This is a genomic window from Rhodoglobus sp. G.S.23, assembly GCF_056675935.1.
Genome location: NZ_CM155237.1, coordinates 2,271,656 through 2,294,916 on the forward strand (window position 1 = coordinate 2,271,656; position 23,261 = coordinate 2,294,916).

Annotated in this window: 27 protein-coding genes; 8 read left to right on the forward strand and 19 right to left on the reverse strand. The window is 59.1% G+C overall.

From position 1 onward, the window contains the following. Positions 1 to 21 precede the first annotated feature (21 nt). Both AC1ENN_RS11080 and AC1ENN_RS11085 read right to left on the reverse strand, forming a co-directional pair. Positions 22 to 159, reverse strand: a complete 138-nt coding sequence (locus AC1ENN_RS11080; RefSeq protein WP_449647308.1) for a VOC family protein — start codon at positions 157 to 159, stop codon at positions 22 to 24. 101 nt (positions 160 to 260) lie between these two features. Then, a complete protein-coding gene (locus AC1ENN_RS11085) occupies positions 261 to 1,301 on the reverse strand; it encodes a zinc-binding dehydrogenase (protein WP_480406074.1) in 1,041 nt (346 codons plus the stop codon). A gap of 125 nt (positions 1,302 to 1,426) precedes the next feature. Between AC1ENN_RS11085 and AC1ENN_RS11090 the strand changes: the two genes are divergently transcribed. The 3 genes from AC1ENN_RS11090 to AC1ENN_RS11100 all read left to right on the forward strand — a co-directional run bounded on the left by AC1ENN_RS11090 (position 1,427) and on the right by AC1ENN_RS11100 (position 3,540). Further along, the gene (locus AC1ENN_RS11090; RefSeq protein WP_480406075.1) at positions 1,427 to 1,951 is read left to right on the forward strand and encodes a type II toxin-antitoxin system HicB family antitoxin; all 525 of its coding nucleotides are present in this window, start codon (positions 1,427 to 1,429) and stop codon (positions 1,949 to 1,951) included. Positions 1,952 to 2,027: 76 nt separating this feature from the next. After that, positions 2,028 to 2,876 carry a DUF4097 family beta strand repeat-containing protein gene (locus AC1ENN_RS11095; RefSeq protein ID WP_480391205.1) on the forward strand — a complete coding sequence of 283 codons (849 nt, stop codon included), beginning with the start codon at positions 2,028 to 2,030 and terminating at the stop codon, positions 2,874 to 2,876. Between the two features lie 37 nt (positions 2,877 to 2,913). Beyond that, complete coding sequence (locus AC1ENN_RS11100) at positions 2,914 to 3,540, forward strand: YdeI/OmpD-associated family protein (RefSeq protein WP_480406076.1); 627 nt, start codon at positions 2,914 to 2,916, stop codon at positions 3,538 to 3,540. On the opposite strand, the gene AC1ENN_RS11105 is transcribed toward AC1ENN_RS11100, so the two are convergent. The 8 genes from AC1ENN_RS11105 to AC1ENN_RS11140 form a co-directional block, all read right to left on the reverse strand. After that, a complete protein-coding gene (locus AC1ENN_RS11105; RefSeq protein WP_449647313.1) occupies positions 3,537 to 4,895 on the reverse strand; it encodes a sensor histidine kinase in 1,359 nt (452 codons plus the stop codon). The genes AC1ENN_RS11100 and AC1ENN_RS11105 overlap by 4 nt on opposite strands. Continuing rightward, positions 4,892 to 5,572, reverse strand: coding sequence for a response regulator transcription factor (locus AC1ENN_RS11110; protein WP_480406077.1), 681 nt, complete (start codon positions 5,570 to 5,572; stop codon positions 4,892 to 4,894). Before AC1ENN_RS11110 ends, AC1ENN_RS11105 begins: the two co-directional genes overlap by 4 nt. Before the next feature lie 34 nt (positions 5,573 to 5,606). Further along, the gene (locus tag AC1ENN_RS11115) at positions 5,607 to 6,422 is read right to left on the reverse strand and encodes a COG4705 family protein (protein ID WP_449647315.1); all 816 of its coding nucleotides are present in this window, start codon (positions 6,420 to 6,422) and stop codon (positions 5,607 to 5,609) included. A gap of 92 nt (positions 6,423 to 6,514) precedes the next feature. Then, positions 6,515 to 7,768, reverse strand: coding sequence for an RNA polymerase sigma factor (locus AC1ENN_RS11120; protein ID WP_480406078.1), 1,254 nt, complete (start codon positions 7,766 to 7,768; stop codon positions 6,515 to 6,517). Position 7,769: 1 nt separating this feature from the next. Beyond that, positions 7,770 to 8,117, reverse strand: a complete 348-nt coding sequence (locus tag AC1ENN_RS11125; RefSeq protein ID WP_449647317.1) for a YciI family protein — start codon at positions 8,115 to 8,117, stop codon at positions 7,770 to 7,772. A gap of 10 nt (positions 8,118 to 8,127) precedes the next feature. Then, positions 8,128 to 8,298, reverse strand: coding sequence for a DUF1761 domain-containing protein (locus AC1ENN_RS11130; protein WP_480391208.1), 171 nt, complete (start codon positions 8,296 to 8,298; stop codon positions 8,128 to 8,130). 277 nt (positions 8,299 to 8,575) lie between these two features. Further along, complete coding sequence (locus AC1ENN_RS11135) at positions 8,576 to 8,725, reverse strand: hypothetical protein (RefSeq protein ID WP_480406079.1); 150 nt, start codon at positions 8,723 to 8,725, stop codon at positions 8,576 to 8,578. A 76-nt stretch (positions 8,726 to 8,801) separates the two neighbouring features. Next, positions 8,802 to 9,722: a DsbA family protein gene (locus AC1ENN_RS11140; RefSeq protein ID WP_480391211.1), complete on the reverse strand. Its 921-nt coding sequence runs from the start codon at positions 9,720 to 9,722 to the stop codon at positions 8,802 to 8,804. 246 nt (positions 9,723 to 9,968) lie between these two features. On the opposite strand from AC1ENN_RS11140, the gene AC1ENN_RS11145 reads away from it, so the two are divergent. Both AC1ENN_RS11145 and AC1ENN_RS11150 read left to right on the forward strand, forming a co-directional pair. Then, the gene (locus tag AC1ENN_RS11145) at positions 9,969 to 11,069 is read left to right on the forward strand and encodes an ABC transporter ATP-binding protein (protein ID WP_449647320.1); all 1,101 of its coding nucleotides are present in this window, start codon (positions 9,969 to 9,971) and stop codon (positions 11,067 to 11,069) included. A gap of 81 nt (positions 11,070 to 11,150) precedes the next feature. Beyond that, the gene (locus tag AC1ENN_RS11150; protein WP_480391212.1) at positions 11,151 to 12,470 is read left to right on the forward strand and encodes a DUF4032 domain-containing protein; all 1,320 of its coding nucleotides are present in this window, start codon (positions 11,151 to 11,153) and stop codon (positions 12,468 to 12,470) included. 16 nt (positions 12,471 to 12,486) lie between these two features. Here the strand turns inward: AC1ENN_RS11150 and AC1ENN_RS11155 are convergent, their stop codons facing one another. After that, positions 12,487 to 12,969 (reverse strand): Lrp/AsnC family transcriptional regulator, encoded by a 483-nt coding sequence (locus AC1ENN_RS11155; RefSeq protein ID WP_449647322.1) that lies wholly within the window; start codon positions 12,967 to 12,969, stop codon positions 12,487 to 12,489. Between the two features lie 100 nt (positions 12,970 to 13,069). Here AC1ENN_RS11155 and AC1ENN_RS11160 point away from each other — a divergent pair, with 100 nt between their 5' ends. Then, a complete protein-coding gene (locus tag AC1ENN_RS11160; RefSeq protein WP_449647323.1) occupies positions 13,070 to 14,254 on the forward strand; it encodes a trans-sulfuration enzyme family protein in 1,185 nt (394 codons plus the stop codon). A gap of 77 nt (positions 14,255 to 14,331) precedes the next feature. Here the strand turns inward: AC1ENN_RS11160 and rlmB are convergent, their stop codons facing one another. The 6 genes from rlmB to AC1ENN_RS11190 form a co-directional block, all read right to left on the reverse strand. Further along, positions 14,332 to 15,369 carry a 23S rRNA (guanosine(2251)-2'-O)-methyltransferase RlmB gene (rlmB, locus tag AC1ENN_RS11165; RefSeq protein WP_449647324.1) on the reverse strand — a complete coding sequence of 346 codons (1,038 nt, stop codon included), beginning with the start codon at positions 15,367 to 15,369 and terminating at the stop codon, positions 14,332 to 14,334. A gap of 31 nt (positions 15,370 to 15,400) precedes the next feature. Then, positions 15,401 to 16,831 (reverse strand): cysteine--tRNA ligase, encoded by a 1,431-nt coding sequence (cysS, locus tag AC1ENN_RS11170; protein ID WP_480406080.1) that lies wholly within the window; start codon positions 16,829 to 16,831, stop codon positions 15,401 to 15,403. Between the two features lie 80 nt (positions 16,832 to 16,911). Beyond that, positions 16,912 to 17,772 (reverse strand): 3-hydroxyacyl-CoA dehydrogenase, encoded by an 861-nt coding sequence (locus AC1ENN_RS11175; protein WP_480406081.1) that lies wholly within the window; start codon positions 17,770 to 17,772, stop codon positions 16,912 to 16,914. A gap of 207 nt (positions 17,773 to 17,979) precedes the next feature. After that, entirely contained in the window at positions 17,980 to 18,237 is a 258-nt protein-coding gene (locus AC1ENN_RS11180) for an HPr family phosphocarrier protein (protein WP_449647327.1), read from the reverse strand. 25 nt (positions 18,238 to 18,262) lie between these two features. Next, positions 18,263 to 19,441, reverse strand: coding sequence for a 2-C-methyl-D-erythritol 4-phosphate cytidylyltransferase (gene ispD / locus AC1ENN_RS11185; protein ID WP_480406082.1), 1,179 nt, complete (start codon positions 19,439 to 19,441; stop codon positions 18,263 to 18,265). Positions 19,442 to 19,468: 27 nt separating this feature from the next. Next, positions 19,469 to 19,951 carry a CarD family transcriptional regulator gene (locus AC1ENN_RS11190; RefSeq protein WP_449625291.1) on the reverse strand — a complete coding sequence of 161 codons (483 nt, stop codon included), beginning with the start codon at positions 19,949 to 19,951 and terminating at the stop codon, positions 19,469 to 19,471. A 101-nt stretch (positions 19,952 to 20,052) separates the two neighbouring features. Between AC1ENN_RS11190 and AC1ENN_RS11195 the strand changes: the two genes are divergently transcribed. Continuing rightward, positions 20,053 to 20,562 carry a hypothetical protein gene (locus AC1ENN_RS11195; RefSeq protein WP_449647329.1) on the forward strand — a complete coding sequence of 170 codons (510 nt, stop codon included), beginning with the start codon at positions 20,053 to 20,055 and terminating at the stop codon, positions 20,560 to 20,562. 19 nt (positions 20,563 to 20,581) lie between these two features. Here AC1ENN_RS11195 and AC1ENN_RS11200 read toward each other — a convergent pair whose 3' ends face one another. Together AC1ENN_RS11200 and AC1ENN_RS11205 are read right to left on the reverse strand one after the other, a co-directional pair. Continuing rightward, positions 20,582 to 21,262 (reverse strand): response regulator, encoded by a 681-nt coding sequence (locus AC1ENN_RS11200; protein ID WP_449647330.1) that lies wholly within the window; start codon positions 21,260 to 21,262, stop codon positions 20,582 to 20,584. Further along, entirely contained in the window at positions 21,259 to 22,413 is a 1,155-nt protein-coding gene (locus tag AC1ENN_RS11205; protein ID WP_449647331.1) for a sensor histidine kinase, read from the reverse strand. The genes AC1ENN_RS11200 and AC1ENN_RS11205 overlap by 4 nt, the downstream gene beginning before the upstream one ends. Before the next feature lie 167 nt (positions 22,414 to 22,580). Here AC1ENN_RS11205 and phoU point away from each other — a divergent pair, with 167 nt between their 5' ends. Beyond that, positions 22,581 to 23,234, forward strand: coding sequence for a phosphate signaling complex protein PhoU (phoU, locus tag AC1ENN_RS11210; protein WP_449647332.1), 654 nt, complete (start codon positions 22,581 to 22,583; stop codon positions 23,232 to 23,234). The last annotated feature ends 27 nt before the right edge of the window (positions 23,235 to 23,261 follow it).

Below are 23,261 nucleotides of genomic sequence, written 5' to 3' on the forward strand. Positions count from 1 at the left end.
TCCCGGCCATCCCGGCCATCCTCATTGCAGGCAAAACTCGTTGCCTTCGGGGTCTCTCATCATGATTGCGAATTCGTTAAACGGCCCCCACGCTCCCTCGAGTACCTGCTCTACTGAGGCACCGAGAGACACGAGGCGTGCGCACTCGACCTCGACCAAAACTCGGCGAGGGCATCCGGATTCTCAGCATGAACGGAAATGTTAGAGATCCTGGCGGTCATGCGAAGAGAATAGCTCCAGAGGGCGACCCGATGTGAGAGCTACGTGGGATCGACCATCACTTTGAGGGCCGTGCGCTCATCCATGGCGGTGTAGCCATCAGGGGTCTGTTCGAGCTTCACGGTCTGGTCGAAGACAAGGCCGGGGTTCACCGTTCCTTCGAGCACGGCGGGCAGCAGTTGTTCGATGTAGGCGCGGGCGGGAGCAACACCACCGGTGAGAGTGACGTTCTTGCCGAAGAGACTGCGGCGGCCAACGGGGGCTTCCTCATACTGAGGAACCCCCACTCGACTGATCACTCCGCCAGCACGAACGACGCCGAGGGCCTGCTTGTAGGCGGGCATGAATCCGACAGCCTCGAGTACAGCGTGGCTTCCTGTGCCGCCAGTGAGTTCGCGCACCTGAGCGATTCCCTCCTCGCCTCGCTCAGCCACGACATCCGTCGCACCAAACTGGATGCCGAGATCGGTGCGTGCCTTGTGGCGGCCCATCAGGATGATGCGCTCGGCACCCATTTGCTTGGCCGAGAGAACGGCGAGGAGACCGACCGCCCCGTCGCCGATCACTGTGACGGTCTGACCAGGCGAAACGCGTGCCTTGTAGGCGGCGTGCCACCCCGTGGCGTAGACGTCGGAGAGCGTGAGGAGACCGGCATACTGCGACTCATCAATGGTGCCAGGCACCTTCACGAGAGTGCCGTCGGCGTAGGGCACGCGCACTGCTTCAGCCTGGCCACCCGTGATTCCACCGTTGCCCCAGTAGCCACCGTGGATGCACGAGGTCTGCAGCCCCTCGAGACAGAACTCGCAGGTTCCATCGGAGTACGCGAATGGGGCGATGACAAAGTCACCGACCGAGAGAGTAGCCACGTCTTTGCCGACTTCCTCGATAACCCCAATGAATTCGTGGCCGATCGGAAGAGCATCCACATCCGCCCGCATCGAATGGAAGGGGTGCAGGTCACTGCCGCAGACGCACGCGCGCGTGATGCGCACAACGGCGTCAGTGCTCTCGAGGAGCTTGGGGTCGGGGGCGGTGATTACGCGGACATCGCCCGCGCCATAAATATAAGTAGCTCGCATGGGTCTATTCAACGCCCGATTCGCGCCCAACAACGAATCAGGGTTCACTCAGCGACGAGGAGTAGCTGAGATTCTTGACACCAAAAAGTATTGACATGACACCATAGTGGTGTCACTATGGTGTTATGGAACTGGGACAGTACATTAACGACCTTCAGCGTCAGCTCGTGGATGCCGCAGAGAACGGCAGCGACGAAACTCGCGTCGTCGCCGAACGCCTCGTCACCAAGCTGGACTCCGCTGCACGGCTCGTTCTGCTCGACGTACTATCTGCCGCTGCCGGCGAAATCACGCGCGATCTCGCCCCCAGCTCGGTTGACGTTCGCCTGCGCGGTCGCGAGGTCGACTTCGTCATCGCCCACGCGCCCACCGAAGACGATGACCACGGCATCACTGCCGCCGCAATCGACTTTGATGACGCGAGCACTTCACGCACCACACTTCGCCTCCCCGATGCCCTCAAAGCACGAGTAGACGAAGCTGCTGCTATTGACGGAGTCTCCGTCAACACCTGGTTGGTCCGCGCTATCGCGGCCGCCGCTCAACCCATCCATCAGACGCCACCGCAGCCGCCCGGGCAACCGCAGCGGCCGAAGACGCCGCAACGACCCTCCGCAATAGGCGACTCCTTCGCTGGCTGGGCGCGCTAAGCCGCCCACCCCACCACATCCATCAACCCCGCGCAGCCGCGAGGTCTCTCCACCACGCCCACAGAAAGGCGCCAGCATGCCCACCTTCACCACCCCGATCCCCATTGATCTCGCGATTAACGCAAAAGTCGGCACCATCGACATTGTCGCAAGCGAGCGCGAAGACACCATCGTGACGATCACTCCCACCGATGCAGGTAGAGAAAGCGATCGACGGGCCGCAGAAAATACCACTGTGGACTTCGACAACAACCGCGTCACTATCACCACTCCACGCCCCCGATTCAGCCTCGTTGGGCCAAGCGAGTCCGTAGATGTGAAAGTTGAGTTGCCGGTAGATTCGCGGTTCACTGGAGAAATCGCGCTCGGCGACGTGCACACCGTCGGACGCCTCGGTGCAACGCGCATCAAGAGCGCGATGGGCGCAGTCAACCTCGATACCACCGGTGACCTATGGCTTCGCTTGTCCCACGGCGGCACCACCATCGGAACCGTCGAAGGTGATGCCGAACTCACCGTCGACAACGGCCAGATGCGCATCGGAACCATCACCGGAGATGCCACGCTCAAAGCCTCACACGGCAACATCCGCCTGGGAGAAATCAGTGGCGCCCTCGAAGCCAAACTCTCCTACGGCGACCTCGAGATCAACAAAGCCCTCGCCTCCGTAACGGCAAAAACGGCATACGGCAGCATCACCCTCGACGAAGTATCGAGCGGCACCATCGATGCCAGCAGCTCCCTCGGGCAAATCCGAATCGGAATCGAGAAAGGCGTCGCCGCGTGGCTCGACCTCGTCTCCAAAACAGGCCGAGTGCATAACGAGCTCGAGCCCGGCAGCGGGCCGGAAGACTACGAGCAGTCGGTCTCCGTGCGCGCACGAGCCCAGGTTGGCGATATCCGGATTCGGCGGGCCACGATGTAGTCGACCGAACGTCAGTGGCCTTTACTAGCATCAACCCATGGTCAGCTTCGCCGACAAGCCCATCCTCGATGTGACAATCGCTGAGTGGACGACCTTTCTCGAAGGAGCGCCCTCGCCAGACGGAGTGCGGCTCAAGTTGCGCAAGAAACTCTCTAAAGCCGCAGGGATGACCTGGTCAGAAGCGCTCGATGTTGCCCTCTGCTTCGGCTGGATCGACGGCCAAAGCGCACGTCTCGACGACGACTTCACGCTGCAAGCTTTCACTCCGCGCCGCAAGAACAGCCCCTGGTCGCAAATCAATCGCGACCACGTCGCTCGCCTCATTGATGCCGGCCAGATGCGCCCCGGTGGTCTCGCAGAGATCGAACGGGCCAAAGCCGATGGACGCTGGGATGCCGCCTACAGCCAGAAGAACATGATGACGCCCCCAGACCTGCAAGCTGCGCTCGACGCTAACCCCGCGTCGGCGGAGTTCCACGCCAGCCTCACGAGGAGCGTGCGCTTTCAGATCTACGCGCGCGTGACTGCGATCAAGACGCCCGCTGTGCGAGCCGCGCGCATCCGCGACATTGTCGAGAAGGGCGCTCGGGGCGAGCATCACTACGCGCAGCCCAAGCCACGGAAATCACCACCAAACTCACCTTCTGCTCCGCAGTCGAACTAGGCCGATAGCGTCGGCAGAACGACCTCGACTGCGAGCCCGATACCGGACTGGTTGTTGAGACGTATCTCGCCCCCAGCCACTGCAACGATCCCCGCAACAATCGAGAGCCCAAGCCCGGCGCCTGAGCCTCCCAGGGATTCTTCCGCGCGCGAAAAACGGTGGAACGCGTTCGACACAAACACTTCGTCCATGCCTCCAGCGTTGTCGCTGACTCGAAGCACTACGTGGGCTGCACTCCGGGCAAGAGAGATCTCAATCAGCCCCACCTCTCCCATCGCCGCGAGCGAGTTTCCGATGAGGTTGTCACACACGCGCCCGAAGTCGGCGACACTCACCGAAACCAGTTCTGCATCAACAAGGCCCTCGACATCGTATTCAACTCGGATGTTGCGCCCTGCCACACGCACGCGACCTCGGTCAGCGGCATCCGCCAATTCCTCCGAAAGCGCCCCCACATGTGAACTACCCGGAACAACCTGAGCATCAATACGAGACAGCTCAAGCATTGACGTCGCGAGAGCAGTCAGGCGCGCGAGAGTGCGTTGGGCTGCCGCTACATCCGCCTGCATCTGAGGCAACGAGGATGCCTCGCGCTGCGCCAGTTCAAGTTGGGTGTGAACGATAGCAAGTGGTGTTCGAAACTCGTGGCTCGCATCCGACACAATATTTCGTTCGCGCTCGGCCGAAGCGCGCAACTGGACAATCAACTCGTTGAGGGTGTTGGCTAGTTCGGATATCTCGTCTTGTGCCAGGCCAACCGGCAGCAGCTCGTCACTACGTAAGTGCACGAGTTCAGCCGCGCTGCGTCGGAGACGTGCGACTGGTGCGAGCGCTGCGGATCCGATCAGCCACGAGGCTGCTCCGAACGCAATATTGATACCCGCGATGCTCGCGACGAGGAGCAGCGCCACCTGATTGAGCACGCTCGCTTGCGCATCATTGCGGGTCGCACTCACGACGCTGAACGTTCCCGAAGTGGTTTCGACAGGACTTACGCGCACCAAAAAAGATTCGCTTCCGATGGTAAGCGGCGTTGTCTCGCTTGAGCCCTCGAGCACTGACGGGAGCAGCACACTGAGCGAGCTTGGCAAAGTATCGAGCACGGTTTCTCCGCCGGGAGCCACAATCGCGACCAGTTGGTCAGCACCGGGAGGGTCGATGTCTTCGGCGGGATCCTCCCCCAACGCCACCAGATAGGGTGCTTCTACATTGTCGAGCACTCGCTGCTGCCCATCGGTGACTATGCGATGCACTTGGGCAAAAATGACAATGCCAGCGACTAGGGAAATAAGGATCGCAATTATCAAACTTCCGCCCGTGATCCGGGCGCGAATAGTGAGTCGCGAGAAATTCACGAGACGGCTTCGCTGAGTTGAAAACCTAGCCCCCGCATTGCGACAATTCGGACTGGTGACTCCACGGCATCCAACTTCTTGCGTACATAGCGAACGTATTGGTCAACGATATTCGGGTCGATGTAGGCGGCGGAACCCCACACCACGTCGATGATCTCAGTGCGAGACAGCACCCGGTCGCGATTGACGGCTAAGAGCCGCAGCAGGTCAAACTCAGTGCGACTCAACCGCAGAGGAGCGCCTCCCGCGTTAATCTCGTGACGCGTGAAATCTATGCGTAAGCCTCCGATGTCGAGTCGCGACGATCCCAGTTGATCGCGACGCAGCAGAGCACGCAAGCGGGCAGCCAGTTCAGCGAACTCAAACGGCTTGGTGAGGTAGTCATCCGCCCCAGAGTCGAGGCCCCGCACACGATCGTCAAGAGCATCCCGCGCGGTGAGCAACAGAATAGCGACACCGGTGGCTTCTTCGCGAAGCCGACGACACAATTCAAAGCCCGACATCCCCGGAAGCATGATGTCGAGAACAGCCGCGTCGAAGCGGATGTCACGGCTCAATGTGATCGCCTCGATGCCATTAGCGGCGACGTTGACCGCGTAACCCTCCGACTGAAGGCCGCGCGCCAGCAGCGACGCAAGTTCAGGCTCATCGTCGACAATCAGGATGCGTGGGACCACGCGGTCAACAGTACGGTGCATCGGATAGTTGGAACTATGCCGCCACAGTAACGACGTGCGCAGAAAGAGCTTCGGCCTCGCGGCGCTGACGACCAATCTTCACGCCGAGGTAGGCCGCGACCGCAACGATGATCGCCAAGAAGGCGACACTCGTCGCAGTCGTTCCAATGCCTAATCCGCCGTCTTGCGGGCTCTGCGACAACAGGTCACCAATCGACGCCCCAAGCGGGCGGGTAAGGATGTACGCCGCCCAGAAGCAGAACACTACATTCACGTTGAAGGCATAGCGGGCAATCACGATCACGCCGATGAGTGCTGCGAACAGGATCACGCCAACGAGGTAGCCAAGCCCAAATCCTTCCGTGATGAGGTCGCCAGCGGCAGTACCCAGTGCGAATGTGAACAGGATCGCTATCCAATAGAACGCTTCACGGCGGCGCGTAAAGATGGTGTGGATGGAGAGCGTGCGCTCCCGTGTAAACCAGATTCCGAAAGTCACCGCGAGGAGGACGCTGAAGAACAGCGTGCTCGCCCAAAGCTCAACGCCGAAGACATCAGTGAGGGTGTCAGTGACGAGCGTGCCGACAACGCTGATGAGCACCACTGCAGTCCAGTAAATCCCGGAGGTGTAGCGCTTCGTCATGAACTGCCCGATGAGAGCGGCAACCAGCAACGCCCCCATAATCCAGGTGGTAAAGGTCAGGCCAAGCCCAACATCAACGTTGAGATAGTCGGCGAAAGTTTCGCCAGTCGTGGTCGAAAGAATTTTGATCACCCAAAAGGCGAACGTGATCTCAGGCACCCTGTTCAACAGGATGGTGCGGGTGTGGTGGGAAAGGGTCTCAGTCATGAGCCCTAGAATTTCGTTCGCCGCTGAAGGTTCGCCCTCGAATCCAACTCTTTTCTGTGAGCGTTCTTTCAGAAAGCGAATCTCGCGGAGACCTACTGCCTCAGTTGCGCAATCTGCCGATCGAGGTGCTGCTGTTCGGCACCGTTGGTGGCAAGTTCGCGGGCACGCGCGAAAGCCGGAGCCGCGGCATCCACATCACCCGCACGCAACAGCAGCTCCGCTTTCGTTGACCAGTACAAGTGATAATTCTCGAGACCGGTCACGGTGTCGAGAAGCCGCAGTCCGGCATCCGGGCCATCAGCCATCGACACGGCGACCGCCCGATTGAGCGCAACAACGGGAGAACTGCCGGTCATGGTCAGCAGCACAGAATAGGCGGATGCGATGGCCGCCCAGTCGGTATCGGCGGCGATGCGCGCGGTGGCATGGTGGCGCGCGATGACCGCTTGGGTTTGGAAGGGCCCTGGCTGCAGCCGACCGAGGGCACTGTGCAGGAGCCCGTTGGCTTGCTCAATCAGCTCGCCGTCCCAGCGGGTGCGATCTTGCTGTTCGAGCAGGATGAGTTCGTCGCCGCGAAAGCGGGTGTCGTGGCGGGCGCGAGCGTAGAGCTCTAGCGCAAACAGGCCTTCTACTTCAGCGTTGCCGGGGAGGAGTTCGCGAGTGGTGATCGTGAGGCGAATCGCTTCTTCCACGAGGTCAACGCGGCCACCGGTTGCACTCCCCCGCGAGAGGTAGCCCTCGTTGAAAATCAGGTAGAGAACGGTGAGCAGCGCATCCACTCGCAGCGTGAGGTCTTCGGGGATCGTCAGCGGGATGCCGGCGTCGCGAATCTTGCGTTTCGCCCGCACGATTCGCTGAGCAAGAGTCTGCTCGGGCACCAAGAATGCGGCCGCGATCTCGGCGGTCGTGAGCCCGCCAGTAAGGCGCAGAGTCAACGCCACTTGAGCCTCGCGACTGAGCGCCGGGTGGCAACAGAGCAACAGCAGTCGCAGATGTTCGTCGCCCGAATAGTGAGCGTCATCAATCATCTCGGGTGGCACCTCCTCGCTGTCGTTACCGCCGTAGCCGGTGCTGTGGTTAGAGCGCACCAAATCGGGGGCTGCCCGAGCTAGCCGTCGCGCTGTCGCAGCGTCACGCCGCACACGGTCGACCGCGCGATTACGCGCCACCGTGTAGAGCCACGCAGCAGGGTTGTCAGGAACGCTGCCCCAGTTCAGCGCTTCAACGAGCGCATCCTGCACAGCTTCATCGGCCACATCGAGGCCAAAGCGATGCGTGAGAAGAGCGAGCACGTGCCCACTCTCCTCACGCGCCAGGCGGGTGACCGCCTCTGAGTTATCAGGCACGCTAGGAGGGCACCACCGGGCGAACCTCGAGCGAGCCGGCCGGAATCGGAACCTCGGCAGCGAGCGCAAGCGCCTCATCCAGGTCTTCGGCTTCCACAATGTAGAAGCCGCCGAAGTGCTCCTTGGTTTCAGCAAACGGGCCATCGACGATTGTGTCGCCGGCACCATACGCCCGACGAATAGTGGTCGCGGTCTCAACACCCTGCAGCTGATCGGCGGCGATATAGTGGCCGCCATCAATGAGCTTCTGGTTGTAGGCCATCCACGGCGCCATCATTGCGTCGAAGGCGTCTGTACCCGGTTCTGGGCCATCAAACGGTTCTGAATGAATCAGGATCATGTACTGCATGTTTTTCTCCCTAACCGATCTGTGAAGTGTGGCCAAAAAGGCCAATAACGACGGACATGACGATGAGAACTGCAAGCTGATGACCCATATTGATCGCAAACAGCGTCGGGGACTTCTTCTCAAAAAGATACTCGACAGCATTACGCGACGCGGTAAACCCGAGCCAGCTAACGGATGCCACAGCCAGCGTGACGGTCAGGAACGAGCCACCCAACGAGCATTCCCGCGGCGGTGGCGATTGCGATCGCCAGCACATTCAGCATCATCATGTCCTTTCGGGGCCGGAATTTCTTGCCCTTCACTGACATGACGCAGCGCACGTGCCGAATCGACACGTGCGCTGGAAAAACTTTCTGCAATCGTCAGGACTTCCTCTTCCTCGACCTCCGCGCATCCGAACCCCTCTACTACGGGCATCCGGGCACGCAAAAACGGGACCCGTAACCGTTGCTAAGGAATTACGAGGCAAGAGACGTGAGAACAGCATCGCTGAGGTAGACGGTTGCACCGTTGACGATGGTCAGCTGCGAATTGTTCAACGCTGGTACCGCAAGCGAAAGCATTGAGGCGTGCTCGTACACCTTCGGCTGACCAACACTCCTCTGCACGACACTCCGCTGTATGACACAAAAGGTGCCCCTGGTCGTATGACCGGGGGCACCTTTTGTTGTGCGCTAGAAGAACCTACGGGGTAGGTGTCGGCGTCGGGGTCGGAGTCGAGTTGGCGTTGAAGTCATCGCCCGCCGCCTGAATAACGAAGGCCTGGAAAGCAGCGAGGTCGTTTACTGCACCCTCATACTTGAGCCCGTTGACAAGAACCGTTGGGGTTCCCGTGACCTGAGGCACGTCAGTGTTAGGAAGCGGACCCGACAGAGCGCGAGCCGTTGAGTTCTTTACCCACGACTTGAACGTCTCATCTTGAATGCACTCGCTAATCGCTGGAACGCTGTCAGCTCCTATTGTGTCGAGCAACGCGATCAGGTCGTCGTCGCTCAGGCCGGAGGTGTTCTCTGCTGGTTGGACTTCCTCAGAAAGCAGCAGCTTGTGGTACGCGTAGAAGTCGTTTGGCGAAGAATCGGCAACACACGCGACAGCATTTACTGCACGGGATGAGTACCGCTGCCCCTGAGAGAATCGGTCAAGAATCGTGATGGGGTGGACTTCAAGAGTTGCCGCGCCGTTGTCGACAAGACCTTCGATGTACTCTGCGTTTGTCTGCTCAAACGAGCCACAAATCGGGCACAGGTAGTCGACATACATCTGGATATCGAGCACGCCTGAACCTTCATCGGGAACGCTAGCGATGGGCTCAGCATCCGCGTCGAGGGCATCAGTCGGGGTAGCAATGAAGCCTTGATTGAGTTGGATACCGTCGCTGGCAAAGTTCTTGGGGCCAGGACCAGCGGGCTGGTTCGAGTTCACGAGCACGAGGGCGATAACGGCAACGATCGCGATGAGTGCGAGGCCTACACCGCCCTGAAGGAACAGCCGAGTGCGGCGATCCTTCTTCTTTTGTTCGTCGCGCTGAACGCGAGCCTTTTCACGTGCTGCTTCGCGTCGCTCATTCTTGCTGAGTCGGCCGTCGCCGGAATTGCCGTTGCTCAATCGAACCTCATCTGCCGTGTATTTCGCTGTGGCGAGCGCCAGAAATGGCGGCGCACCCGTCGAATTCTAGGAGAAATCTCTGGGAATTGCCCAACTGGATCCTGAGACTCACCCTGTGAGCGCCCACATAACCCGGTAACGCGACCCCCAAAAGAGTGCAATAATGACCCAACGTGGTTTCGACCACCGTCCATTCACTAAGGATCGTCCGGCACGTACCTGCCGGTGAAGGAGAAAAATACAACAATGGCGTCTGTAACTTTTGACAACGCAACCCGCCTCTACCCCGGATCAACAGTCCCGGCTGTAGACAAGCTCAATCTTCATGTTGAAGATGGCGAATTCCTCGTACTTGTCGGCCCATCGGGTTGCGGTAAGTCCACTAGCCTTCGCATGCTCGCCGGCCTCGAAGAGGTTAATGACGGCAGCATCCTCATCGGAGACCGTGACGTCACTGATGTTCCTCCGAAGGACCGTGACATCGCCATGGTCTTCCAGAACTACGCTCTCTACCCGCACATGACGGTTGCCGAGAACATGGGCTTCGCGCTCAAGATCGCCGGCATCAATAAGGAAGAGCGTGCAGCCCGCGTACTTGAGGCAGCAAAGTTGCTTGACCTTGAGCCTTACCTGAGCCGCAAGCCCAAGGCACTCTCGGGTGGTCAGCGCCAACGTGTTGCTATGGGTCGCGCTATCGTTCGCCAGCCTCAGGTGTTCCTCATGGACGAACCGCTCTCGAACTTGGACGCCAAGTTGCGCGTTCAGACTCGTACGCAGATCGCTAGCCTTCAGCGTCGACTCGGAGTCACCACGGTTTACGTGACTCACGACCAGACTGAAGCACTCACCATGGGTGATCGCATCGCAGTTCTCAAGGATGGCCTCCTCCAGCAGGTTGGTACTCCTCGTGACCTCTATGAAGCACCACAGAACATTTTCGTTGCTGGCTTCATCGGCAGCCCCGCGATGAACCTGTTCAGCGTCGACATCGTCGATGGTGGCCTTCAGTTCGGCGATGCAGTTGTACACGTTGACAGCGAGACCCTCGGCGAGACTGACGCTAAGACCGTCACCATCGGCGTCCGGCCAGAAGACGTCATTGTTTCGACGACAGGCAGCGGCCTTCCGGTTGATGTTGACCTCGTTGAAGAACTCGGCGCCGACGGTTACCTCTATGGTCACGCAGAGATCAAGGGTGAGCGAGTCGACATCGTTGCTCGCGTTGACGGCCGTTCACACCCGAACGCCGGCGACAAGGTCTTCCTGACCCCTGAGCCGCACCACGTTCACGTCTTCGACACCGAGTCAGGCCTGCGCTTGACTAAGAAGCCTGTGGTAGCGAGCTAGTTCCGCTTTACGATCGAGCCCGTCAACGTCGAACTGTGTTCGGATGCGTTGACGGGCTCGTTTCAGCTTAAGGAAACGTGAATGTCTGGTTCAGTCAACATCACCTCGGCCACCGCCGATCCCGCTCTGCTCGATCTTCCGTGGGAGTTGCCGCTAGAGCTATGGCCGGATGATGCAATCGCCACCCTCCCCAAGGGCATCTCTCGACACTTGGTGCGGTTCGCGAACCTCTCGGGGTACATCGTTGCCATCAAAGAGACATCGAGCGAGCTGGCCAAACGCGAGTACGACATGTTGCGCACTCTGCAGAAGCTCGATGTTCCGTGCGTTGACCCCCTTGCGATCATCACCAACCGCACGGCAAGCGACGGCGAAGAACTCAAGTCGGTGCTTGTCACTCGCCACTTGCGCTTTTCGCTCCCCTACCGTGCCGTTTACTCCCAGAGTCTGCGCCCTGAGACCGCTCGTCGTTTGGTTGATGCGCTGGCAGTGCTGCTGGTTCGTCTTCACATCGTCGGTTTCTTCTGGGGCGATGTCTCACTCTCCAACACGCTCTTCCGTCGGGATGCCGGCGCCTTCGCCGCCTACCTCGTGGATGCTGAAACCGGTCAGCTGTACGACCGGCTTTCGAACGGTCAACGTGAGAACGACCTCGAGATCGGTCGAGTGAATATCGCGGGCGAACTCTTCGATTTGCAGGCAGGTGGTCGGCTCGAGGAAGACATTGATCCGATCGAGATCAGCAACGGAATTGTCGCGCAGTACCGCACACTGTGGCAGGAGCTCACTGGCTCGGAGCGATTCGACCACTCTGAGCGTTGGCGCATCAACCAGCGCGTCGAACGACTCAACGCGCTGGGCTTCGATATCGAAGAACTTGCCATCAAAACCGAAGATTCGGGAACTCGAGTGCGCATCCAGCCCAAGGTTGTGGACGCCGGTCACCATTCACGTCGTCTCTTGCGTCTGACGGGTCTTGATGCCCAAGAAAACCAAGCGCGCCGTTTGCTGAACGATATGGATTCGTACCGTGCAGCATTCGATAAGCAGGACATGGACGAAGAGATGCTGGCGCATGAGTGGGCCGCGCGAGTCTTTGAGCCCGTGATCCGTGCTATTCCTAAGTCCCTACGGGGAAAGCTCGAACCTGCTGAAATTTTTCACCAACTGCTCGATCACCGTCGTCAGCTCGCCCAAGATTCAGGTCACGACATCCCACTGGCTGAAGCTGTGGGTAGCTACGTCGAAAACGTGCTGCAGTTCCGACGTGACGAAGCAACGATGATCAACCCTCCAACGGGGGCATTCACTTCGCCCATCTCCATTGCCGTCACCGCAGGGGCCGATGAGGACGATGATGACGACGAAGGCGATAGCGAGGATTGGCGCCTCAAGGTCTAGCCGGGCTTAACCACGACTACGAAAGTAGCTGCTCAAGACCGCGCCCTGTCACGTGTTCAAAGACAAGGTTCGTTTCGGTGTGAGAAACAGCCGGATGACTCGCCAGATAGGTGAGCATAAAGTCACGCAACTCGGCTGCGCTGTGAGCGGCAACGTGCAGCAGGTAATCGTCCGCGCCGCCCGTGTGGAAGAAGGCGAGCACACCTGGCCAGTAGGGCGCCGCGCTGCGAAATGCGTCCACATCTTCTCGCACGTGCTTGACGAGCTTGATCGAGATGAGCGCCTGCACACTCATTCCGAGCTTGGCGACATCAATATCGGCGTGAAAGCCACGCAAGTATCCGTCCTCGTGCAGTCGGCGCAGTCGCTGCGACACTGTGGATTCAGCAACGCCGACCCGTGCCGCGAGTGCCGAGCCCGACATGCGGGCGTTGGTGGCCAAGCTGGCCAAAATCGCCCGATCTATCGAGTCGATCGGCAAAGATTTTTGCTCAGTCACGGTGTCCTCCTTGACCGCAGCTTATGCGAATAACGTCACAATCCGTGAAGAAGCTGCATCGGTAGTTGATTTGTGTCGAATTTTCTGCTGATATCAGAGGATGCTGCCTCACGACATTCGTCTCGAAACCCTTGCTGTTCACGCGGGACTGGAGGGCGTACACGAAAGTGGCCAACACGTTCCCTCCATCGACCTCTCGACCACCAACCCGCTACCCAGCGTTGAGGTCGGCGGAGATTCCTATGAGAACCTCGCCACCGGAAACCCCATCATCGATGGTCATTCCGCTGTCTACCAGCGCCTGTGGCAGCCGGGGGTTGCGCGCTTCGAAGACAGCCTTGCTGCATTGGAGGGCGCGGAGGCCGCCGTGGCGTATGCCAGCGGAATGGCTGCACTCGCTGCAGTACTCATCTCCATTGCCTCCGCTGGCCGCCCCCACGTTGTTGGAGTTCGCCCCCTGTACGGCGGAACCGACCACGTGCTCGACAATGGGCTACTCGGAACGACCGTCACTTGGGCTGATGCTGACTCTATAGCGGATGCCATCCAGGCCGACACCGGACTTGTTGTTATCGAGTCCCCCGCCAACCCCACGCTTGAGTTGGTCGACATCAAGAAGATTGTTGCGGCAGCCGGCACCGTTCCTGTGCTCGTTGACAATACGTTCGCGACTCCAGTGCTCCAGCGTCCCCTCGAGCTCGGTGCCGCAATGGTGCTTCACAGCGCCACCAAGTACCTCGGTGGCCACGGTGACGTCATGGGTGGCGTTATCGCAACAAGCGAGGAACATGCCAAGAGCTTGCGCAACGTTCGCGCCCTCACCGGCGGTGTGCTCCACCCCTTCGCCGCATACCTTCTTCACCGGGGACTTCGCACCCTCCCACTTCGCGTTCGCGCGCAGCAGGAGACTGCCGGAGAACTCGCTCGTCGTCTAGACGGACATCCGGCTCTCGCCCGCGTTCTCTACCCCGGACTCCCCGGTCAAGATCCTGCCGGCCTCATCGGGACTCAGTCGGCAGGCGCTGGCTCGCTCATCGCTCTTGATCTCGCTGGCGGTTACGATGCTGCCGCTAAGTTCACGGAGTCGGTGAAGCTCATCACCCACGCGGTGTCGCTTGGGGGAATCGATACTCTCGTGCAGCATCCGGCATCGCTCACCCACCGCCCGGTCGCTTCTGAAGCGAAGCCGGGTGCGGGGATTGTGCGCATCTCGATCGGCCTTGAACACATCGAGGATCTCATGAACGACATCACCGCCGCCCTCGACGCTGTGACAGGCAAGTAGCCAGGCACACTCGCCTCGCGCAACGCGAAGAGCCGCTGTTCCCGAGGGAACAGCGGCTCTTCTGCGTGGGGGCTGAACTACTTTTTCTTGCGTGCCGCTGCGCGCAGTTTCGAGATTTCGTAGAGCGTGACACTTGCCGCGATACCCGCGTTGAGCGACTCGGTCGCTGCGCTAATCGGGATCGAAACGATCGCATCGCAGTTTTCGGTGACGAGGCGCGACAGGCCCTTGCCTTCGCTACCAACAACGATCAGCACGGGCTCTTTGGCCAGTGGCAATGACGGAAGTGAAACGTCGCCATCACCGTCGAGGCCGAGCACGAAGACGCCGCGCTTCTTGTATTCCTTGATCATTTGCGTGAGGTTGTTTGCCATGGCGACAGGGGTGCGAGCAGCAGCCCCCGCTGACGTCTTCCAGGCGGATGCTGTCATTCCCACGGAACGACGCTGAGGAACGATGACACCTTGGCCACCAAACGCGGCAACCGATCGCACGATCGCGCCGAGGTTGCGCGGGTCGGTAATTCCGTCCAAGGCAACGAGTAGCGGAACTTGCCCGCGCGACTCAACCTTGTCGAGCAGTTCCATGGGGTGCGCGTACTCGTACGGTGGCACTTTGAGGGCGAAGCCCTGGTGCACTGCATCGAAACCCGCGAGGCGGTCGAGTTCTGGACGCATCACTTCGAGCACGGCGAGGTTGCGTGCTGTTGCCAACTTCAGAATCTCTTTGACGCGGTCATCGTATTCGATGCGCGCTGCCATGTAGAGAGTGTGTGCAGGGATCTTGGCTCGCAGTGCTTCGAGCACCGAGTTGCGGCCGGTAACCATCTCAGATTCGTCCGCAGACTTTGCTACCCGCGACCGGCCGGGTTGACTCGGACGCTGTTGGCCGCCCTCAGAGGGCTTGCCACCATTGCGGCGAGTTCCGCCAGCGGCCTCGTAGCGCTCGGCCGCAGCCTTGCGCTTGCCTGCGGGGTGGTACGGACGATCTTCTGCTTTGGGGGTGGGCTTGCGACCTTCGAGAGCTTGACGTCCCTGGCCTCCCGAGCCGACTTGGGGGCCTTTGCGGCCCTTGCGTACCGCTCCTGCGCGGGGTGTGTTAGCTGGGTTTTTCACGAGTGTTGCTCCTGTCGGAAGCGCCGATTATTCACGGCAAGCTCCAATGCGATCCGGTCGAGTCATCCTCTACAGTGATTCCCGCCGCTGATAGTTCATCACGGATTCGGTCCGCTACAGCAAAATCCTTTGCCGAGCGGGCCGTATTGCGATCCTCGATGAGCTTCTCAACCAGTGCTGACAGTGCAGCAACGGCTGGTTCTGAACGATCAGAACCCCATCGTGGATCTAGTGGGTTGATACCCAAGACCTGTGCCATAGCGACCACTTGTGATCGCGCGGTGGCGACTGCCGCGAGATCTCCATCGTCGAGCGCGGCATTGCCTGCTCGAATTGTATCGTGAACAACGGCAAGTGCCTGCGGCACAGCAAGATCGTCATCCATAGCTTCGCCAAAGGCGTCGGGAACCTCATTGGTATTAGCAACATCGAATCGCGTGTCTCGCAGTCGACGTGCCGCGCGTTCGATGAATACTTCAAGGCGCTCGAATGCCGCTTCGGCCTCATCGAGCGAACCATCTGTGTAATCAATCGTCGAGCGGTAGTGGGCCGCCCCAAGAAGGTAGCGGACCACAATCGGTCGTGCCGCATCCAAGAGATCACGTGCAAAAACGGAGTTGCCAAGAGACTTCGACATCTTCTGGCCGTTCACGTTGACCATGCCGTTGTGCACCCAGTGCTTGGCAAAGTCATCGCCAGCAGCGGTTGACTGCGCAAGTTCGTTTTCATGATGGGGGAAGCGCAAATCAAGCCCACCACCGTGGATGTCGAACGCACCACCCAAATAGCGGCGAGACATGGCAGAGCACTCGATGTGCCAACCCGGGCGCCCGTTGCCCCAGGGTGACGACCATGAGGCAGACTCTGGCTCGGTTGGTTTGCTGCCCTTCCAGAGCGCGAAGTCGCGAGGATCACGCTTGGAACGAGGATCAGCGTCGGCGGCGGCAACCATGTCGTCGAGTTTCTGACGCGTCAACTCACCGTAAGCAGGCCACGACTGGGTGTCAAAGTAGACATCCCCTGAGTCATCCGCGGCGGCGTACGCATGGCCGCGCTCAATGAGGGTGCTGATCAACTCGCGCATTTCCGAGATGTTGGCGGTGGCACGAGGCTCATAGGTTGGTGGCAGAATGCCGAGTTCGTTGTAACCAGCGGTGAACTCGAGCTCAATGCGGTAAGCCAAAGCCCACCACTGTTCGGTCGAGCCAGCTGTTGCGGCATCCACTGACTGATTCAGAATCTTGTCATCGATGTCGGTGACATTGCGCACCAAGGTGACGTCGAGGCCGCGGTAAGTGAGCCAGCGGCGCCAGATGTCGTAGACGAGCGCGGAGCGAAGGTGACCGATGTGCGGGGCAGCCTGAACGGTAGGGCCGCACACGTAGATACCTACTTTGCCCGGCTCACGGGGTTCGAGGTCGACGAGGCTGGCACTCCGAGTGTCATACAGGCGAATAGTCACTGACCAAGTTTAGCGACCACTGCTGGGTATTACACGGTTAGCGGCAAGCGCGGGGCGAGAGAGCCCCGCGCTGCAGACAATTACTTTGTGTAGGTGTAGAAACCGCGCCCCGATGCGACTCCGAGGTATCCCTTGTCGATGTACTCGGTCTTGAGCCACTCGGCGAATTTCTTCGTTTTGTCATCGCCGTGAGACATGATGTTGTACGGAGTCATGAGCCCGATGACGTCAAAAATCTGGAACGGCCCCATCGGCGCACCGGTCGCAATGCGCCAGGTATTGTCGACGTCTGCTGGCTCGGCGTAGCCGTCTGCCGCAAGTTCTGCGGCAGCGTTGAGGAAAGGAACGAGCAACGAGTTGAGGACGTAACCGGCCTTCTCCTTGTGGATGGGAATCGGCACCATCCCGATCTCGGAAGCGAATTCAACGATTGTGTCAAAAACTGCCGGATCGGTGTCGCTGGTACCCATGACCTCTGCGGTGTTGAACTTCCAAATCTGGTTGGCAAAGTGCAGGGCTAAGAACTTGCCAGGACGACCGGTGGACTCCTTCATATCGCTTGGCAGCAGGGTGGAAGAGTTTGTCGCAAAAATCGTGTGCTCGGGAGCGAGCTTTCCCAGCTCGGAATAGGTTGACTTTTTCAGCTCAAGAATTTCGGGAATCGCTTCAATGACGAGATCGGCGTCCTTGACCGCGTCCGCGAGATCCGAAGAGAACCGTACTCGCCCCAACGCTTCTTGTGCCTTACCGTCTTCGGCCCCAGTGACCTTGTCCTCAACATAGGTATCAACGAGGCCAGCGAAGCGGGAGCGCGCCTTCTCCAATGCCTCGTCATTGATGTCGTAGGCAACGACGGTGAAACCGCTGAAGGCGGTCTGGAATGCGATCTGTGAACCGAGCACACCCGTGCCGAGAATCGTCACGCTCTTAATACTTGTCATTGTGTCCTTTTTCTCCAGTCCGTCGGTCTGAACCGTTCAGGCCCGCAACTGCGTCTAAACCAAACCATACGCTTCGGTTCTTAGCGTTGGCTTAGTGCACTTTCGTTCGAGTTCCCACGACCCGTCGCCACCTACGCCGCGAACTCTAGTCCCCACGAAACGCAAAAAGGGCCGCACCATAACGGCGCGACCCTTCTTCGAAATCGATTATTCGACTGTAGTGAGCAGCTCCACCAGCTCGTCGAGCACGGCATCCGCGCCTTCATCATCCGACGCGATCGTCACTGACTCGCCCTGAGCTACGCCGAGCGAGATTACGGCAAGGATGCTGGCCGCGTTTACGGCCTTGTCGCCCTTAGCAACAGTGATGGCGAAGCCGCTCTTGCTGACCGCCTGGGTGAAGAGCGCAGCGGGGCGGGCATGCAACCCGGAGGGCGAAACGATGGTGGTTGTGCGTTCTGGCATGGTGTCCTCTTTCGAAACGTGGTGACTAGTTGCGGGCACGCACGAGAGCAGTTGCGATTGCCGCCACACCCTCGCCGCGCCCTGTGAAACCAAGTGCATCGGTTGTTGTGCCGGCAACGCTGACGGTCGCGCCAAGAATACCGCTCAAAAGAGCCTCAGCCTCAACTCGGCGACGAGACACTATGGGGTGATTACCGATGATCTGAACCGACACATTGACCACATCGAAGCCAGCATCGTGCAGCAAGCGCAGTGCTTCGCGCAAGAAAACATCTCCGTGCGCCTCAGCAAATTGGGGATCGCTAGTACCGAAAACGCTGCCGAGGTCACCAAGGTTGGCAGCGGAGAGGAGCGCATCACACATGGCATGAGAGACAACATCTCCATCACTGTGCCCACGCAGGCCGACCTCATCTGGCCAGTGCAAACCGGCGAGCCAGAGCGGCTTGGTTTCGTCATAGGCATGCACGTCAGTGCCGGTACCGACACGAACGTCTGTTGAAGCCGGCGTCATGAACAGTTGCTCAGCCCGACGCAGTTCCCACGCCGTCGTGATCTTAAACGACAAATGATCTCCTGCAATAACGGATACTGGATGCCCTGCGGCCGCGAATACGGCTGCGTCGTCAGTGAACTCTCCAGTTGCCGCATTATGTGCAGCGACGAGTTGCTCTCTCGGGAACCCTTGCGGTGTTTGAACTGCGGTGAGTTCAGAGCGGTCAACAGTTTCGACAATATGGCCAATACCGTCGATACGTTTAATGGTGTCGGTGACGGGAAGCCCGGGCACAACACCGGCACCCGAACTGCGCACAGCGGCAACAACCGAATCGAAAATGGCGCTGGGGGTCAACGGGCGCGCTGCATCATGCACGAGCACGACATCCACGGAAGGCTGCAGGTGCGTCAGAGCAGCGACGACTGACGCTTGGCGGGTGGCGCCGCCGACAATGACGGTGGATGCGCGGCCATCGAATCCGGGAACGTCTCTCAATAGCTTCTCGGCGACTTCAACGAACGACGAGGGCACTGTCACGATCACTTGAGCTAGCTCTGCCATGGCAAAGACAGCGTCAAGCGCGCGGCTGAGATTAGGGCGGCCAGCGAGCGGAACGAACGCTTTAGGTTCGCTTCGACCGAGGCGAGTGCCACTCCCAGCCCCTACGACAATTACAGCAATGCGGGGTTCAATAGTTGTGCTCATGTGCGAGACAGCAAGCGCCCTAAAAACTTAGGAAGCAAGAACCTCGTCGAGGACGAGCGAAGCCTTTTCTTCGTCAGTCTTCTCAGCAAGAGCAAGCTCGGAGATGAGAATCTGGCGGGCCTTAGCAAGCATGCGCTTCTCTCCTGCAGAGAGGCCACGATCTTGGTCACGGCGCCACAGGTCGCGAACAACCTCAGAAACCTTGATGACGTCGCCGGAAGCGAGCTTCTCAAGGTTTGCCTTGTAGCGGCGCGACCAGTTGGTCGGCTCTTCAGTGAACGGTGCGCGAAGCACCTCGAAGACAGCGTCAAGACCCTCGCGACCAATTACGTCGCGAACGCCCACGAGATCAACATTCTCAGCGGGCACTTCGATGGTGAGATCACCCTGCGTTACGTTGAGCTTGAGATAAACCTTCTCTTCGCCCTTAATGGTGCGCTTCTTCACCTCGGTGATGGTTGCAGCACCGTGATGGGGATAAACGACAGTCTCGCCGACCTCAAACAACATGAATAGTGGTCCTCTCGAAGAAAACCCAGTTTATCACAGTAAACACGTGGTAAGGGTGGCCTAACTAAACCACTCAGCGCAGCTATCGATAGTATGGCTGTGTGACAGTACGCACTCGCGCAGCACGCGCCGCAGCATCCGCCCTTATCGCCGGCGCTCTCCTTGTGGGCACCGCAGGTTGTTCGTTCATTACGCCAACCGCCACGCTCAATCACTACGACCCCAGCGACGGCATCGGTGCCTCCGTTGGCGAGCTCAAAGTGCGCAACGTGTTGGCGATCAGCAATGATGACAACTCCGCCGTGAGCATCATGGTGACCATCATCAACACGAGCTCATCAAGCGGCAGCCTCCACCTGCAGTACGAAACAGCCGACGGCGAACTCGCCGATATTTCCAAGCCGCTCTCAGGCAACGAGGTCAAGAGCTACGGCACCGAGGTTGACGGCGACACGATCATCATCACCGATGCTGGCGTCATGGCCGGCCAGCTCATGCCGATCTACTTTCAGTACGGCAACGACAGCGGAACTCAGCTTCTCATTCCCGTGATCGCTGGGGACAACGAGATCTATTCCGACCTCGCCCCCGCAAGCTCACTCGGCGAATAAATCGACCGACGTCGCTCGCCTAGTCCTCGAAGCGGTAACCGAGCCCACGAACAGTAACCAGCATTGTGGGCGCCGACGGAGTTTTCTCGATCTTCGAACGGATGCGCTTAATGTGCACGTCGAGTGTCTTGGTGTCGCCGAAATAGTCAGCGCCCCACACACGATCAATCAGCTGGCCTCGCGTAAGCACTCGACCGCCATTGCGCAGCAACAGTTCAAGAAGCTCAAACTCCTTTAGCGGCATGCTGACGTCGTGTCCGTCGACAGTGACCGTGTGACGTTCCACATCCATCCGCACTCCCCCGGCTTCGAGAATGGATTCGTGCTCATCAACGTCTTCGGTGCGACGGCGAAGCACGGCGCGGATGCGAGCCAAAAGCTCGCGGGTGGAATAAGGCTTCGTGACGTAGTCGTCCGCTCCGAGTTCGAGGCCGACCACGATGTCCACTTCGCTGTCTTTTGCCGTAAGCATGATGATGGGCACGTTAGAGCGGGTGCGGATCTCTCGACACACTTCCGTTCCCGAGAGAGCAGGGAGCATCAGGTCGAGAAGCACAACGTCTGCACCGTTGCGGTCGAACTCGGTGAGGGCAGCTAGCCCGTCCTCAGCAATTGTCGTTTCGTAGCCTTCACGCTCCAGGAGAAACGCTAGGGGTTCGCTGAGCGATGACTCATCTTCGACAATCAGAATTCGGGTCATGATTTCTCTCCTGTTGAGTGAACTACGTCGTGGTCGATTTCGGGCAATCGAATAGTGAAAGTTGAACCTTGGCCGACTTGTGACCACACGCGGATGTCTCCACCGTGGTTTTGGACAACATGTTTGGCAATACTGAGCCCGAGCCCGCTGCCACCCGTGTGCCTGCTGCGTGCTGGATCGCTGCGATAGAAACGTTCAAACACTCTGTCGAGCTCATCTTCGGGAATCCCCAGACCTTGGTCGGTGACTGAAATCTCGATGGCACCCTCTTTGCGGCGCACCCCGATCCCGACTCGAGTGTTCTCCGGCGAGTACTGCACGGCGTTCGAGATGAGGTTGTCGAGGGCAAGAACGAGGAGGGTTTCGTCACCAAATACTTCGACGCCGCTTTCTCCGCCACTGATAAGAGAAACGCGGCTGAGGTCGGCGACAACACGATTCTGATCGATCGCGACCGAGACGACGTGATCGATGTCTACGGACTCGGCCTCTGCAAGCCCGTCAGCGGACTGCAATCGCGAGAGCTCAATGATCTCTTGTGTGATGCGTGCAAGCCTCTGAGATTCCTTCGTGAGCCTCTTGGCAAAACGAGTGACCTGCTCCGGCTCGTCTGATGCGCTGACGAGAGCCTCTGCGAGCAATCCGACGGCACCGATCGGCGTTTTGAGTTCGTGGCTGATGTTCGCCACAAAGTCTCGCCGCACATTATCGAGGCGGTACGACTCGGTGCGGTCTTCGGCCAACAAGAGGACGTACCGCGTGCCGAGCCGAGCAACACGAACAAAGAGATAAATGTTTGCATCACCAAATGGACCGCGCGATAGGTGCACTTCTTGAGCAATTGGCTCACCGGTGCGCCGCACTTGATCAACATATTCAACAAGCTCTGGATGCACGAGCGCGTGGTTCCACACCAAACCGTAGGTCAGCGCGGCGTGCGATGCCTTCATGATGTTGTTTGACGGGTCGAGCACGATTCCCGCGGATTCCAGCGCATCAATGACCTGATCGACGCCATCCGGCACCGCGGAAGACACCACGTGGGCAGCCCGCTGACCGCGTCGCGCGGCCGCATAAATGATGAAGGACATACCTCCGCCGAGAAATACCCCAAAAGCGAGGGCGGCCGGCACGAGCCACGCAGAGTCCATAGCGACTAGATTAGTTACATCTGGAGCATTCACTTGCCGCGAGTTCGCGACGAGTGCTCACTTCAGATAAAGTTCAGGCCGCCAACACCTGTTGTTAACCTAACGCGGGCAGGGTGGCCTAAGCCGTGCGGGCTTCGTCATGCCCGTATCGAAGGGACGTAGATAGCGTGCGCGAAGTATTTCAGCAAGAACTACGCGAGGTGCAAGACCGCCTTGTCGAAATTGCCAGCCTGGTGGCGGTCTCAATTGAGAACGCCACTAAAGCATTTAATGAATCAGATGTCTCACTCGCCGAAACGGTGATCGCAGATGACGATGAAATTGATGTTGCAGCGGCAGAACTCGACGAGCTGGCGATTAACATCCTCGCTCGTCAACAACCAGTCGCCCGCGACTTGAGAATTGTGGTGAGCGCTTTGCGCATCAGCGCATCACTTGAGCGCATGGGTGACATGGCCGAGCACATCGCTCAGCTAGCGCGGTACCGATTCCCCGACAAGGTGGTGCCCAAGTCTTTGCGTGGCACATTCGCCGAACTCGGTGCACTCGACGTTGCGGTTGCCAAAAAACTCGTCGAGCTGCTCAAGCATGAAGATGTGCGCATTGCCGAAGAGATTCGCAATGACGACGACAAGATCGACGCTCTGCACTTGAGCGTGTTCGACAAGGTGCTCGGCGAGACCTGGAAGGGCGCAGCGGTCGATACCGTTGATGCCACTCTGGCTTCGCGTTACCACGAGCGTTTCGCAGACCACGCGGTCTCGATTGCCAAAAAGGTGCAGTACCTCGCCACAGGCGACTGGGTGCCGACAGACGACTAACGTCGCCTCACAACGCAAGAAGCCCCG